Consider the following 13,407-nt stretch of genomic DNA (forward strand, 5'->3'; position numbering starts at 1 on the left):
GACTGGTCATTCCCCGGTCGAACCCAAACGAGGTGTGAGTTGAGCAACAAGCCCGCGGTCTCCAAGGCAGGTCCCCTCGGCAAGGACGTCAAGGCCATCATCGTGTACAACCTGATCGCGATCCTCTCCGCGGTGGGTTTCGCCGCCCTGGGTCTGAGCGTCGCCGCGGCCGCGGCCGGTGCCTGATCAGGTCGACGCCGAGACGTACACCGCAGCGCTCTCACCGCGCCCCGCCCGCTCCCGGGCCGGGGCGCGGCGTCGTTCGCGCCCCGAAGGTGCCACACTGGTGAAGTGCGTGTTTACCTTGGATCAGATCATGCGGGCTTCGAGCTCAAAGAACACCTCGTCACCTGGCTGAAGGAGCGGGGCCACGAGGTCGTGGACGCCGGACCGGCCGTCTATGACGCGGTGGACGACTATCCTCCGTTCGTCCTACGCGCCGCCGAGGGCGTGGCGAAGGACCCGGGCTCCCTGGGCATCGTCATCGGAGGCTCCGGCAACGGCGAGCAGATCGCCGCGAACAAGGTCGAGGGCGTTCGTGCCGCCCTGGCCTGGAGCGAGGACACCGCCAAGCTGGCGCGCGAGCACAACGACGCCAACGTGCTCGGCATCGGCGGGCGGATGCACTCCCTGGAGGAGGCCACGCGTTTCGTGGAGCTCTTCCTGGCGACTCCGTACAGTGACGAAGAGCGGCACACCCGTCGTATCGCGATGCTCTCCACCTACGAGCGGACCGGAGAGCTTCCTCCGCTTCCGTAACATTCCCGTCCTGGTCGGGGTCGCGAGGCCTCTCCCGACATGAACGGAACAAGGCCCCCGTGCGTGTTGTACGGGGGCTTTGTCGTGCTTGAAAGTGGAATAGGTGACGAATCGGGCCTGAAGACCCTGGCGCGACCGGCCGTTGTAGGGGATCATGTCTCGCGGCCGTGTCCACCGAACGCCGGTGAACAGGGCTTCCGCGCGGGTTTAGGCGGAACCCAAACCCGGGGTTATGGGGTGGAACGGCACCTGTGGCACGTGCCACGCCGGTACTCCAAGCGCTACAGTTCGTGCACAGCGGCGGGCCATGGCCGTCCGCGGCGCAGCGATGCCGCCTCTTCACCGGCCACCATGTCCCCACACCGTCCGGCCCGCCGACACGGACAGGCCCCGACGCGACCCCGGCCGCACCGGTGCGCCTTACGACGACCAGGAGTGACCCCCGCCGGCGAGCGGGCGCGCCGAGCCAGAGGATCAATGAACCCCACACCGACCGCCAAGGCCACCCGTATGCTGCGCTCCGCCGCGCAGCGATTCATCGCGGTGCTCAAGCGCAAGGTGCTCTTCCGCTACCGGCTCGTCCTCATCACCCTCGTCGCCCTGGCGGTCGGGATCGGCGTGGGCTCCGTGTGGGGCCCGGCCGGCTGGTTCCCACCGAGCTCCACCATCCTCACCGTCCTGGCCGGCGGACTGCTCCTCAAACGCAAGAGCCTGGCCTTCCTGCTCGCCGTGGTCGCCGCGGTCCTGCTCTTCGTCGCCTCCCGCCTCGACGTCGGCCAGGTGGGCCCCGGCCTGTTGGTCACCATCGGGGTCACCGCCGTCCTGTCCTACCTGCTGTCCGGGGTGCGCGAACGCCTCGGCGTCCAAGGACTGAGCGGCGAGATGATGCTGCTGGACCTGCGCGACCGGCTCCGCCACCAGGGCAGGCTCCCCGAACTCCCCGAGGGCTGGGGACGCACCGCCGTCCTGCGCCAGGCCGGCGGCTCCTCCTTCGGCGGCGACTTCGTCGTGTCCATACTCCGCGGCAACCGGCTCGACATCGCGGTGGTGGACGTGTCGGGCAAGGGAGTGGACGCCGGCACCCGCGCCCTGATGCTGTCCGGTGCCTTCAGCGGACTGATCGGCGCGGTGCCCGCGCGGGACTTCCTCGCCCACTGCAACGACTACCTCATGCGCAACAGCGGCGGTGAGGGGTTCGTGACCGCCGTCCACCTGAGCGTGGACACCGACACCGGCGAGTACCAGGTCGCCTCCGCCGGACACCCGCCGGCCCTGCACTACGACGGTGGAGCGGGCTCCTGGAGCGCCACCGACGCCAAGGGCGTCGTCCTGGGGGTCATCCCCGAGATGACCTACGGCTTCGTCGAGGGCAGGCTCCGGCCCGGAGACGCCATCATGCTCTGCACCGACGGGCTCATCGAGACGCCGGGCGAGGACCTGGACGCCGGGATCGACCGTCTTCTGGGCACGGCCGACATCCTGGTCACCCAGGGGTTCGCCACCGGGGCCGGTGAGGTCGTCGACACACTCAGCAAGGACAAGAACGACGACTGCGCCCTCGTCGTCCTCTGGCGTTCCTGAGCCCGGAGGAAACCCTCACCACCCCTCCGACCGGCGCTTCCCCGCTTCGGAGGCCTCTCTCCGAGGCCGCCCCGACACCTCTCGGAGCGACCCGCCGATCCGGGCCGACCCCGCCTACGGGGACGGCGGTGAGCCGCGTCGGCCCTTCCTGCCGGTAGGGTCGACATGTTCCCCGACCCCGGTACGAGGTCGTTCGTACACGTCCCAGGATCGCCGTGCCCTCCCTCTCCGCCCCCTGGGCGCCGACTCCGCACGGTCCACCACACCAGTGACGAGGGGCCGGACCCGGGATCCCCGAGGTCCCGGACCTTTCCGGATTTTGCCGGCCCGACAGGCGTGTCCGTCGGGCTCTGGAGACGCAAGGGGGTGCTTCGCATGGACGGCGAGCGCGCTGAAGAACTCACCGATCTGGTCGAGAACAGCGACCTGACAGGGATCAGGCTCTGGTTGGCCGAACACAGACCCCACGAGATCGCGGACGAACTGGCCCGTATGCCGGGACGCGAGGCGATCATCCCCTTCCGGCTCCTGGACAAGGACCGGGAGCTGGAGGTGTTCGAGGAACTCGATCCGAGTCAGCAACAGAACATCCTCCTGGGGCTGCGCGGGACCGACTTCCACGACCTGCTGGAGGAGATGGAGCCCGACGACCGGGCCCGTCTCATCGGTGAGGCCCCGGCCAAGATCGCCACCCGGGCACTGGCCGGTCTGAGCCCCGCCGAACGCAAGATGACCGCCGCCCTCCTGGGCTACCCGGAGGACTCGGTCGGCCGGTACATGACCCCCGAGACGGTCATCCTGCACCGCGACCTCACCGTCGGGCGCGCGCTGGAGGTGGTACGGGCCCGAGGGGCCGACGCCGAGACGATCTACATCCTTCCGGTGGTCAGCGACGGCCGCCGCATGGTCGGCACCATCACCCTGAGCGACCTGGTCGTCAGTGACGACGACAGGATCCTCAAGGACCTGGTCGACGTGCTCGCGCCCCGGGTGCGCGCCAACGAACAGGTCGAGGACGCCGCCCGACTGATCCAGGAGGCCAACCTGGTCTCCCTGCCGGTGGTGGACTCCGAGGACCGCTTCGTCGGTCTGTTCACCTTCGACGACGCCCTGGAGGTCATCGAGGCCGCCGACTCCGAGGACATGGCCCGTCAGTCCGGTGCCAGCCCGGTCGGCGACCACTACGTCTCCGTCGGGGTGCTGCGTCTGGTCGGTGCCCGCTCGGTCTGGCTCATGCTGCTCATCGTCGCGGCCACGCTCACCATCAACGTGATGCAGGTGTACGAGGCCACCCTGGAGGAGGTCACGGCGCTGGCGATGTTCGTTCCGATGCTCATCGGAACCGGCGGAAACGTCGGGGCCCAGTCGGCGACGGCGATCGTGCGCGCCCTGGCCGTCGGCGAGGTGCGCGTCCGCGACCTGCCCGGGGTGATCTGGAAGGAGGGCCGGGTCGGGCTGCTGCTCGGATTCATGCTCGCGGGCATCGCCCTGGTGATCGGCTCCCTCCTGGTGGGGACCGACATCGCCGTGGTGGTCGCATGTTCGGTGATCGCGATCTGCACCTGGGCGGCCGTCATCGGCTCGTCGATGCCCCTGCTGGCCCGCAAGGTCGGCGTGGACCCGGCCGTGGTCTCCTCGCCGATGGTCGCGACCCTCGTGGACGCCACCGGTCTGCTCATCTACTTCTCGATCGCCCGGATGATTCTGGGTATCTAGGAAAGAGAGAGCCCAGAGGCGCTTTCGAGGCTTGTGTGATCTCCGTGTCTCCTCTCACCGCATGAACCGGGGGTGAAGCGGGTATCGCGTCAGAAGTCAGGACCGATCCAGGGGGGTTCCCATGTCCGGTACCGGAGAGGCGTTCGACCGGTTGAAGAAGGCCGTCGGAGACAACGCCGACAAGGTCGAAGGGGTCGTCGGAAAGGCCGCGGACGCCGCCAAGAAGGCCACCGGAGGCGCCCACGACGACAAGATCGACAAGGGGGCCGGAGCGGCCACCGAGTACCTGCGCAAGCGCGCCCAGGAGAACAAGAAGTCCTGACCGGGGAGGACCCGGCACACGGAGCGGAGGGGGAGATCCCCCTCCGCTCCGTGCTTCCGAGCACGATCGACGTCCTCGGAAGAAAGTGTGTATTCGCAGGTGAGGATAGGTTTCGAGAGGACTATCCTGATCGTGTGAGGCGAACCTTACCCAGGACCCCGGGGTGGTGAGGACGATCGACGACGCGCCCTGTAGGCTCACCGTCTGCCGAGGATGCTGCTGCGGCACCCGCAAGAAGGTCCCGGGCGTCGATCACGAGGCACAGCTGGCCCGCCTCGGCTCCATCGACGACCACGCCGCCCGCCGTGTCCCGATGCGCACCAGCAAGTGTCTGGGCATCTGCTTCCAGGCCGACGTGGTGGTGGTCCAACCCTCCGGAACGGGGCGAGCGGCCGGCGGACGCCCCGTCTGGCTCGGTCGGATCACCGACGACGAGCTGTTGGAGGCCATCGACGACTGGATCTTCGAGGGCGGCCCCGGACTCGCGCCCCTGCCCGAGGCGCTCGTCGACCACGTCACGTCCAAGGACGCGAAGAAGCCGAAGAAACCCAAGGGCGCCAAGCACTCCAAGGCCGAGAAGAAGAAGCGCAAGAAGGACAAGAAGCGCGAGAAGGAGAAGAAGGCCAAGGCCGGGAAACGCGAGAAGAAGGCGGGCAAGGGGGCAGGGGCCGCCTGAGACCGCGCCACGCCCCCGCCCGAGCGGGGACGCGCGCGAGTCCCTCAGCGGTCCTGGGAGGCGAACTGGGTCCGGTACAGGGCCGTGTACAGGCCCCCGGCCGACAAGAGCTCGTCGTGGGTACCGCGCTCCAGGATCCGACCGTCCTCCAGCACCAGGATCTGGTCGGCCTCACGCACCGTCGCCAGACGGTGGGCGATCACCAGCGAGGTGCGTCCCTGGAGGGCGACGGCCAGAGCCTCCTGGACCGCGGCCTCCGAACCCGAGTCCAGATGCGCGGTGGCCTCGTCCAGAACCACCACCGACGGGGCCTTCAACAGCAACCGGGCGATGGCCAGCCGCTGCTTCTCCCCGCCGGACAACCGGTAGCCGCGGTCGCCGACCATGGTGTCCAGACCGTTCGGCAGCTGCTCCAGGAGAGGACCCAACCGCGCCATCCGCAGCGCCTCCTCCATCTCGGCCTCGGTCGCCTCGGGCCGGGCGTAACGGAGGTTGGCGCCCACGGTGTCATGGAAGAGCTGTGTGTCCTGGGTGACCACGCCCACCGAGGCGCGCAGGGACTCCCCGGTCACCTCCTTCAGATCCAGGCCGCCCAGGCGCACCTCGCCCTCGTTCGGGTCGTACAGACGCGAGACCAGGTGGGTGAGGGTGGTCTTGCCCGCCCCGGAGGGGCCCACCAGCGCCACCATCCGGCCCGGCTCGGCTCGGAAGGACACCTCGCTCAGAACCTGGGTCTCCTCGGCCGCCTCCGTGTGCGGGGTGAGCTCGAGGGAGGCCACCGAGGACTCCGCGGCTCCCGGGTAGCGGAACGACACCTGGTCGAACTCGACGCTCAACGGGCCCTTCGGCAACGGCAGGGCGTTGGGGCTCTCCTTGATCCGCGGTTCCAGGTCCAGCACCTCGAAGACCCGGTCGAAGGAGACCAGGGCCGTCATGATCTCCACGTGCACGTTGGACAGGGTGGTGATCGGGCCGTACAGCCTGGCCAGCAGGGTGGTCAGCGCCACCAGGGTGCCGACCTCGAAGGCGTTCTCCACCGCGAGCACACCGCCCACGCCATAGACCATCGCCATGGCCAACGCCGTGATGGTGGCCAACAGAGTGAACAGTAGACCGCCGATCACCGCCTGACGGACCCCCAGGTCGCGCACGCGCGCGGCCTTCGTGGAGAAGTTCAGGGACTCCTCCTCAGGGCGACCGTACAGCTTGACCAGCATGGCGCCGCCGACGTTGAACCGCTCCGTCATCAGGGAGCTCATCGCCGCGTTGTTGTCCATCGCCTCGCGGGAGATGTTCGCGAGCCTGCGGCCCAGGAACTTCGCGGGCAGGACGAACAACGGCACCATGGCCAGCGCCAGTAGGGTCACCTCCCACGACAGCGCCAGCATGGTGATGAGCACCGCGACCACGCTGATCAGGTTGGACACCACCGACTGGAGGACCGAGGTGATGGCGCGCTGGGCGCCGACCACGTCCGTGTTCAGTCGGCTGATCAGGGAACCGGTCTGTGTTCGGGTGAAGAAGGAGATCGGCATCCGCTGCACGTGGGTGAACACCTGGGTGCGCAGCAGGTAGATGACCCCCTCGCCGATCCGTGAGGAGAGCCAGCGGCCGGTGAGGGTGATGACGCCCTCCATGAGCGCCAGGACCCCGGCGGCGATCGCCAGCCAGATCACCAACGAGGTGTTCCCGGGAAGGATGCCCTGGTCGATGATGGCCCGCAGGAGCAGGGGGTTGGCCACGACGATGCCCGCGCCCACAGCGGTCACCATCAGGAAGAGCAGGATGGAGCGCCAGTGCGGGGACGCGTAGGACATGACACGTCGGGTGATCCCCGGGGGGAGTTCCTGGCCTCGGGCGCTCCCGTCGTTGACCAGCGCCCTGTAGGAGGGCCTCCCTGACATCATCGGCAGCCTCGTTTCGTACATCGGTTCGCCACGCATGGGTCAACACCGGAGAGGGCGCGCGCCTTCCCAGGCGGGAGGCCGTGATGAGCCGAGGAACCCTGATGCCTAGAGGGAGTGCGCCAACCGTCCCAGAGCCGCGGTGGTGGAGCGGCCGGGGGTGAAGGGGAGCTCCCAGGCCTGGGCTCCGAGGGCCTCGGCGCCGCGGATCTTCGCCTGGGTGTAGCGATCGCCGGCGGTGAAGGCCAGGGCGGCGGGGGAGAGCGGACGCAGTAGATCGGCGTAGGCGGCCCAGTCGGCGACCGAGGGAGAGCCCTCGATGATGAAGGAGCCGCTCACACAGGAGAGGGCCGCGATGGTCTCGGCGCGTTCCTCGGCGGGGTTGATCGGGCGTCCGGGGCCCTTCCAGGCGCGCACTCGTTCGTCGGATTCGATCCCGACGACCAGGGGGAGTCCGCGTTCGGCGATGGAGGTCAGGAAGCGCACGTGGCCGACGTGCAGGACGTCGAAGACCCCCGTGACCACGACGGGGCCCTCCAGCGGCTCCGGTCGTCGGAACCAGATCGCTCTGAGCGGCAGGCCCGCCTCGTGCGTCCCGTCCGTGTCCGTCATCTGGCCCCCGTTTCACCGAACCCGAGAGGCGCCCGTGCCCGATCGGGCCGACGGGACCGCCCGAAAGGTCAACGTACCTCTTCGAGGTGGGTATTCCGCTTTCGGGGACGCGGGAACCGGAAGGGGCCGACGTTATTGTGACGCGCGCCACTTTGGATTGTATGGGTGGAGCGTGAGTCCCATCACGGAGACGAGTGCGTCGCGTGATCTTCGAAGGGGGCGGCCCTTCCCCATGCCCGTCCGGCCGGCTCTGAACGTGTGAGGGCCGATCGGGTGGGGTCGAGAACGGCCGGAAGCGGACATGGAGCCCCCGCGTCACACCCGCCCGCCGGTGCCCCGGTTGAGGTGGTGGAACGGGCCGGTTTTCGTGGGGGCGCGGCTCGTTTCGAGTGGTGTGGGGGTTCGGGGGTCGTCCCCCGGTTGAAGTGGTGGAACGGGCCGGTTTTCGTGGGGGCGCGGCTCGTTTCGAGTGGTGCGGGGGTTCGGGGGTCGTGCCCCGGTTGAGGTGGTGGAACGGGCCGGTTCCGGTAGGAACACAGCTCGTCTCGAGTGGTGCGGGGGTTCGGGGGTCGCCCCCCGGTTGAAATGGCGAAACGAGCCGGTTCCGGTAGGAACACAGCTCGCCTCGAGTGGTGCGGGGGTTCGGGGGTCGTCCCCCGGTTGAAATGGCGAAACGAGCCGGTTCCCGTAGGAACACAGCTCGCCTCGAGTGGAGCGGGCGACGAGAATCGAACTCGCATGACCAGCTTGGAAGGCTGGGGTTCTACCATTGAACTACGCCCGCATGGCGCCGGAGACTTCGAGTTTCCTCTAGACTCGTGGAGCCGATGGAGACAAGAGTACAGTCTCCAAGGCGTTGGTCGCACATCCGTTGTGGATTGGTGTGGCGGCGCCGGGTCACGGGGTGTGGCGCAGCTTGGTTAGCGCGCATGCTTTGGGAGCATGAGGCCGCGGGTTCGAATCCCGCCACCCCGACGAAACCGTCCTCGGTCGTCCGGCTCTCGGCCGGACGCCGTGGCCCCCTGTGTATCTGCCCTAGACTTGGTGCGATCAGCAGGAAACTGTAAGTCCCAGCCCGTCGCAGGGCACCCCAGTAGAACGTGTCATCACCGACCGGGGTGCGCGCGTGCATTCGCCGTTTGTGTGGTGCGCCTGCGGGCCGACGCGGACACCAGCCGGCAAACCTAGGAGTACCGCCCCGTGAAGACCGATGTCGAGGAGCTCAGCCCGACCCGGGTCAAGCTGACCATCGAGGTGCCCTTCGAGGAGCTCGAGCACGCTTTCGACGTGACCTACAAGTCGCTCGCCAAGCAGGTTCGGATCAAGGGCTTCCGCCCGGGCAAGGCGCCGGCGCGGCTGATCGACCGCTATGTCGGCCGCGGCGCGGTGATCAGTGAAGCGGTCAACCACGCCGTTCCGGAGCTCTACAACGAAGCCATCCAGAAGGAGGAGATCTTCGCGCTCGGCCAGCCCGACGTGGAGGTCACCAAGCTGGAGGACAACGAGGAGCTCGCCTTCACCGCCGAGGTCGACATCCGACCCAAGTTCGAGGTGAAGGACTACAAGGGCATCGAGGTGACGGTCGACAACGCCACCGTCACCGAGGAGCAGGTCGACGAGCAGATCGGCACCCTGCGCGAGCGTTTCTCGACCCTCGTGGGCGCCGACCGTCCCGTCGAGGACGGCGACCACCTGTCCATCGACCTGTCGGCCTCGATCGACGGTGAGAAGCTCGAGGACGTGGCCGTGAGCGGCTACTCCTACGAGGTGGGCACCAACACCATGCTGGAGGGCCTCGACGAGACCCTGCGCGGCATGGAGGCCGGTGGCGAGGCCACCTTCAAGACCACCCTGGTCGGTGGCGAGCACGGTGGCAAGGAGGCGGACGTCACCGTGACCGTGCAGTCGGTCAAGGTGAAGGAGCTGCCCGAGCTGGACGACGAGTTCGCCCAGCTGGCCTCGGAGTTCGACACCATCGACGAGCTGCGTGAGGACGTGCGCAAGCGCATGGCCGACGTGCGTCGCATGCAGCAGCTCTCCGCCGCCCGTGACAAGGCGCTGGAGAAGCTGATCGAGTCGGTGGACATCCCGCTGCCCGACGCGGTCGTCGACGAGGAGATCGACCGTCGTCGCCAGAGCCTGGAGCAGCAGCTCGCGCAGAGCGGTCTGACCAAGGAGGCCTACCTCGAGTCGCAGGAGAAGACCGAGGAGGAGTTCGAGGAGGAGCTGAAGACCGGCGCCAACTCGGCGGTCAAGGCCGGGTTCATCCTCGACCAGCTGGCCCTCCAGGAGGACCTGAGCGCCGACCAGGGCGAGCTCAGCCAGTACGTGTTCGAGCAGGCCCAGCGCATGGGTGTCAGCCCGGACCAGCTCGCCCAGCACCTGGTCGAGTCGAACCAGATCCGTGTGGCCTTCACCGAGGTCGTCCGCGGCAAGGCCATGGACGTGGTCCTGGCCGGCGCCAAGGTGACCGACGAGGACGGCAACGTCATCGAGCAGGAGGTCGTCGAGGCCTCTGACGAGGACGCCGTGGAGGAGGCCGCCAAGGCCGCCGCCGCTGCCGCCGCCGAGGTCTCCGAGGACGAGGCGAAGGACGACAAGGACGAGGACGCCGCCAAGGCCGACGACTCCAAGTAGTCGCGTTCGGCGGCGTCGGGTCGCCGTCGAGCCCTCTCACGGGCCCCATCGATCCACCGCGATCGATGGGGCCCGTGGTGTTCTCCTTTGTTCGCCCGCAGAGGAATATGTGTGTCTCGCAGGGGGTCCCACCCTGCGCTCAAAGCGAACAGGGACGTTATCCGGACGAGCCCGGCGCTCGTCGGCGTTAGTGTCGCTGTATCGCAACCGTTTCGATTCCGGAGCAGGTGACGAGAGTGCCGCCGACCTTTGATGAGTCCCCGCGATTCGACGCTCGTACGTCGGACCCGCAGCTTTCCCCTTTTATTGAGCAGACGCCTCAGCGCCTGTTGCGCCAGCGAATCGTGTTCCTCGGCCAGCAGGTCGACGACGACATCGCCAACCGCCTTGTCGGTGAACTTCTGCTGCTGTCCGCCGAGGACCGGCAGCGGGACATCACCATGTACATCAACTCGCCGGGTGGTTCCGTTACCGCGGGCATGGCGATCTATGACGTCATGCAGTACATCCCCAACGATGTGCGCACCGTGGGTATCGGTATGGCCGCGTCCATGGGGCAGATGCTCCTGTGCGCCGGTGCGCCCGGTAAGCGTTACGCGCTGCCGCACACCCGCGTCATGATGCACCAGCCCTCCGGTGGCATCGGAGGCACCGCCTCCGACATCCGGATCCTGGCCGACCAGCTGCTCTACGTGAAGAAGATGTTCATCGAGAAGATCTCCGAGCACACCGGGCAGACGGTCGAGCAGATCGAGAAGGACGCCGACCGTGACCGTTGGTTCACGGCCCAGGAGTCGCTGGAGTACGGCTTCATCGACGAGGTGCTCGAGGGCACCCTCGACGTGACCAGTGACCGTAACCAGAGCTGACCTGGCCCAGTCCATGGATCGGCGCAGTGCGTGGAAGGCGTGAAATGACCGAGTTCAACCCCAGTCTCATCGGCGGCGCGGCCTCGATGGCTCCCCAGAGCCGCTACGTCCTGCCGTCCTACGTGGAGCGTACGTCGTACGGCGTCAAGGAGATGAATCCGTACAACAAGCTCTTCGAAGAGCGGATCATCTTCGTCGGCGTCCAGATCGACGACACTTCGGCCAACGACCTGATGGCCCAGCTCATCACCCTTGAGCAGCTCGACTCCGAGCGGGACATCCAGATGTACATCAACTCGCCGGGCGGGTCCTTCACCTCCCTCATGGCGATCTACGACACGATGCAGTTCGTGCGCCCGGACATCCAGACGGTGTGCATCGGACAGGCCGCGTCGGCCGCGGCGATCCTGCTGGCGGGCGGCACCAAGGGCAAGCGCGGCGCGCTTCCCAACGCCCGCATGATGATCCACCAGCCGGCCACCGAGGGCATGCACGGTCAGGCGAGCGACATCGAGATCCAGGCCAACGAGATCACCCGGATCCGTCAGCAGCTGGAGACCACCCTCTCCCGGCACACGGGTCGCAGCCCCGAGCAGGTGTCCAAGGACATCGAGCGGGACAAGATCCTGACCGCGGAGGAGGCCGTCGAGTACGGCCTGATCGACTTCGTGCTGCCTTACCGCAAGGCCTCGTTGAAGTAGTAGGGCCCCGGCCGGAAGTCCTCTTCCCGGGAAAGTTCACATACGTGTGCAACGGTTCACGGAAGGGGAATTCCGGCCTCGGAAGTACGCGCCGGACCGGTTCGTGACCCGCCTGGTACGACCCGGTGGTGAAGCCGGTCCGGTTTTTCGCTTAGTCTGGCGGAGAGCGACACACAGATCGCCCCGTTCGTGACCGGTCGGTCGTGAGCGGGTGCACGGAAGTCGAGCTTCCGTCCGTTCGGCACCACAGGAGTGTCGTGAACGGGGCGGCCTTAGTTTTGAGGAGTGGCTGGGTGGCACGCATCGGCGACGGCGGGGACCTGCTGAAGTGCTCATTCTGCAACAAGAGCCAAAAGCAGGTGAAGAAGCTCATCGCCGGCCCCGGCGTGTACATCTGCGATGAGTGCATCGATCTGTGCAACGAGATCATCGAAGAGGAACTCGCCGACGCCACGGAACTCACGTGGGATTCGCTTCCCAAGCCTCGCGAGATCTTCGACTTCCTCGACTCGTACGTGATCGGTCAGGAACAGGCGAAGAAGGCCCTTTCGGTGGCGGTGTACAACCACTACAAGAGGGTCCGTTCGGAGAGCGATCGTCCCGGTGACGAGGACGTCGAGATCGCCAAGTCCAACATCCTCCTGCTGGGGCCGACCGGGTCGGGCAAGACCCTGCTCGCGCAGACCCTCGCCAGGATCCTGAACGTCCCCTTCGCGATCGCCGACGCCACGGCGCTGACCGAGGCGGGGTACGTGGGCGAGGACGTCGAGAACATCCTTCTGAAGCTGATCCAGGCCGCCGACTACGACGTCAAGAAGGCCGAGACCGGGATCATCTACATCGATGAGGTCGACAAGGTCGCCCGCAAGAGCGAGAACCCGTCGATCACCCGGGACGTGTCCGGCGAGGGCGTACAGCAGGCCCTGCTGAAGATCCTGGAGGGCACCACGGCGAGCGTGCCGCCGCAGGGCGGCCGTAAGCACCCGCATCAGGAGTTCATCCAGATCGACACCACCAACGTGCTGTTCATCTGTGGTGGTGCCTTCGCGGGGCTGGAGCAGATCATCGAGTCCCGCACGGGGCAGCAGGGCATGGGCTTCAACGCCGTCCTGCGTCCCAAGAGCGAGACGTCCGGGACCGCGCTGTTCGGCGAGGTCATGCCCGAGGACCTGCTCAAGTTCGGGATGATCCCGGAGTTCATCGGTCGACTGCCGGTGATCACCAGCGTGCACAACCTGGACAAGGCCGCGCTGATCCAGATCCTCACCGAGCCGCGCAACGCCCTGGTCAAGCAGTACCAGCGCCTGTTCGAGCTGGACAACGTGGAGCTGGAGTTCACCCAGGACGCGTTGGAGGCCATCGCCGAGCAGGGCATCATCCGCGGGACCGGAGCGCGCGGCCTGCGCGCCATCATCGAGGAGGTCCTGCTCTCGGTGATGTACGAGGTGCCCAGCCGGGAGGACGTCGCCCAGGTGATCATCACCCGGGAGTCGGTCGAGCAGCACGTCAACCCGACGATCGTGCCGCGCGCCCAGCTGGACGAGGACGGCCGCCAGGAGAAGTCCGCCTGACCCGCCGGTAAGAGACCCGAGGGGCGCCCCGCCGACCGGCGAGGCGCCCCTCTCGCGTC

At 67.4% G+C, this 13,407-nt stretch carries 12 protein-coding genes and 2 tRNA genes; 11 read left to right on the top strand and 3 right to left on the bottom strand.

The genetic code is table 11. The features are described from left to right. Positions 1–39 precede the first annotated feature (39 nt). From D451_RS28230 to D451_RS0105930, 6 genes are all read left to right on the top strand, one after another. The gene (locus D451_RS28230; RefSeq protein WP_014912823.1) at positions 40–186 is read left to right on the top strand and encodes a hypothetical protein; all 147 of its coding nucleotides are present in this window, start codon (positions 40–42) and stop codon (positions 184–186) included. A 105-nt stretch (positions 187–291) separates the two neighbouring features. Then, positions 292–759: a ribose-5-phosphate isomerase gene (locus tag D451_RS0105910; RefSeq protein ID WP_014909552.1), complete on the top strand. Its 468-nt coding sequence runs from the start codon at positions 292–294 to the stop codon at positions 757–759. A 477-nt stretch (positions 760–1,236) separates the two neighbouring features. Further along, the gene (locus D451_RS0105915; RefSeq protein WP_014912092.1) at positions 1,237–2,340 is read left to right on the top strand and encodes a PP2C family protein-serine/threonine phosphatase; all 1,104 of its coding nucleotides are present in this window, start codon (positions 1,237–1,239) and stop codon (positions 2,338–2,340) included. A 375-nt stretch (positions 2,341–2,715) separates the two neighbouring features. Further along, positions 2,716–4,056 (top strand): magnesium transporter, encoded by a 1,341-nt coding sequence (mgtE, locus tag D451_RS0105920; protein WP_036567792.1) that lies wholly within the window; start codon positions 2,716–2,718, stop codon positions 4,054–4,056. A 121-nt stretch (positions 4,057–4,177) separates the two neighbouring features. After that, complete coding sequence (locus D451_RS0105925; RefSeq protein WP_014911582.1) at positions 4,178–4,378, top strand: antitoxin; 201 nt, start codon at positions 4,178–4,180, stop codon at positions 4,376–4,378. 163 nt (positions 4,379–4,541) lie between these two features. After that, complete coding sequence (locus D451_RS0105930; RefSeq protein ID WP_017533765.1) at positions 4,542–5,054, top strand: hypothetical protein; 513 nt, start codon at positions 4,542–4,544, stop codon at positions 5,052–5,054. 44 nt (positions 5,055–5,098) lie between these two features. Here D451_RS0105930 and D451_RS0105935 read toward each other — a convergent pair whose 3' ends face one another. From D451_RS0105935 to D451_RS0105945, 3 genes are all read right to left on the bottom strand, one after another. Continuing rightward, positions 5,099–6,961, bottom strand: coding sequence for an ABC transporter ATP-binding protein (locus D451_RS0105935; protein WP_026124856.1), 1,863 nt, complete (start codon positions 6,959–6,961; stop codon positions 5,099–5,101). Between the two features lie 105 nt (positions 6,962–7,066). Beyond that, positions 7,067–7,570, bottom strand: coding sequence for an adenylyltransferase/cytidyltransferase family protein (locus D451_RS0105940; protein WP_014913101.1), 504 nt, complete (start codon positions 7,568–7,570; stop codon positions 7,067–7,069). A gap of 710 nt (positions 7,571–8,280) precedes the next feature. Beyond that, positions 8,281–8,354: transfer RNA gene (locus D451_RS0105945), tRNA-Gly, on the bottom strand. A gap of 116 nt (positions 8,355–8,470) precedes the next feature. On the opposite strand from D451_RS0105945, the gene D451_RS0105950 reads away from it, so the two are divergent. From D451_RS0105950 to clpX, 5 genes are all read left to right on the top strand, one after another. After that, positions 8,471–8,545 (top strand) — tRNA-Pro (locus D451_RS0105950). Between the two features lie 225 nt (positions 8,546–8,770). Further along, entirely contained in the window at positions 8,771–10,207 is a 1,437-nt protein-coding gene (gene tig / locus D451_RS0105955) for a trigger factor (RefSeq protein WP_017533767.1), read from the top strand. 305 nt (positions 10,208–10,512) lie between these two features. Then, positions 10,513–11,076, top strand: coding sequence for a ClpP family protease (locus D451_RS0105960; RefSeq protein ID WP_042284963.1), 564 nt, complete (start codon positions 10,513–10,515; stop codon positions 11,074–11,076). Positions 11,077–11,120: 44 nt separating this feature from the next. Further along, on the top strand, positions 11,121–11,777 hold the full coding sequence (locus D451_RS0105965; protein ID WP_014909756.1) for an ATP-dependent Clp protease proteolytic subunit: 657 nt from the start codon (positions 11,121–11,123) through the stop codon (positions 11,775–11,777). Positions 11,778–12,070: 293 nt separating this feature from the next. Then, the gene (clpX, locus tag D451_RS0105970) at positions 12,071–13,348 is read left to right on the top strand and encodes an ATP-dependent Clp protease ATP-binding subunit ClpX (RefSeq protein ID WP_014912902.1); all 1,278 of its coding nucleotides are present in this window, start codon (positions 12,071–12,073) and stop codon (positions 13,346–13,348) included. Positions 13,349–13,407: the final 59 nt, after the last annotated feature.

It is taken from the genome of Nocardiopsis alba DSM 43377, assembly GCF_000341225.1.
Classification (GTDB): Bacteria; Actinomycetota; Actinomycetes; order Streptosporangiales; family Streptosporangiaceae; genus Nocardiopsis; species Nocardiopsis alba.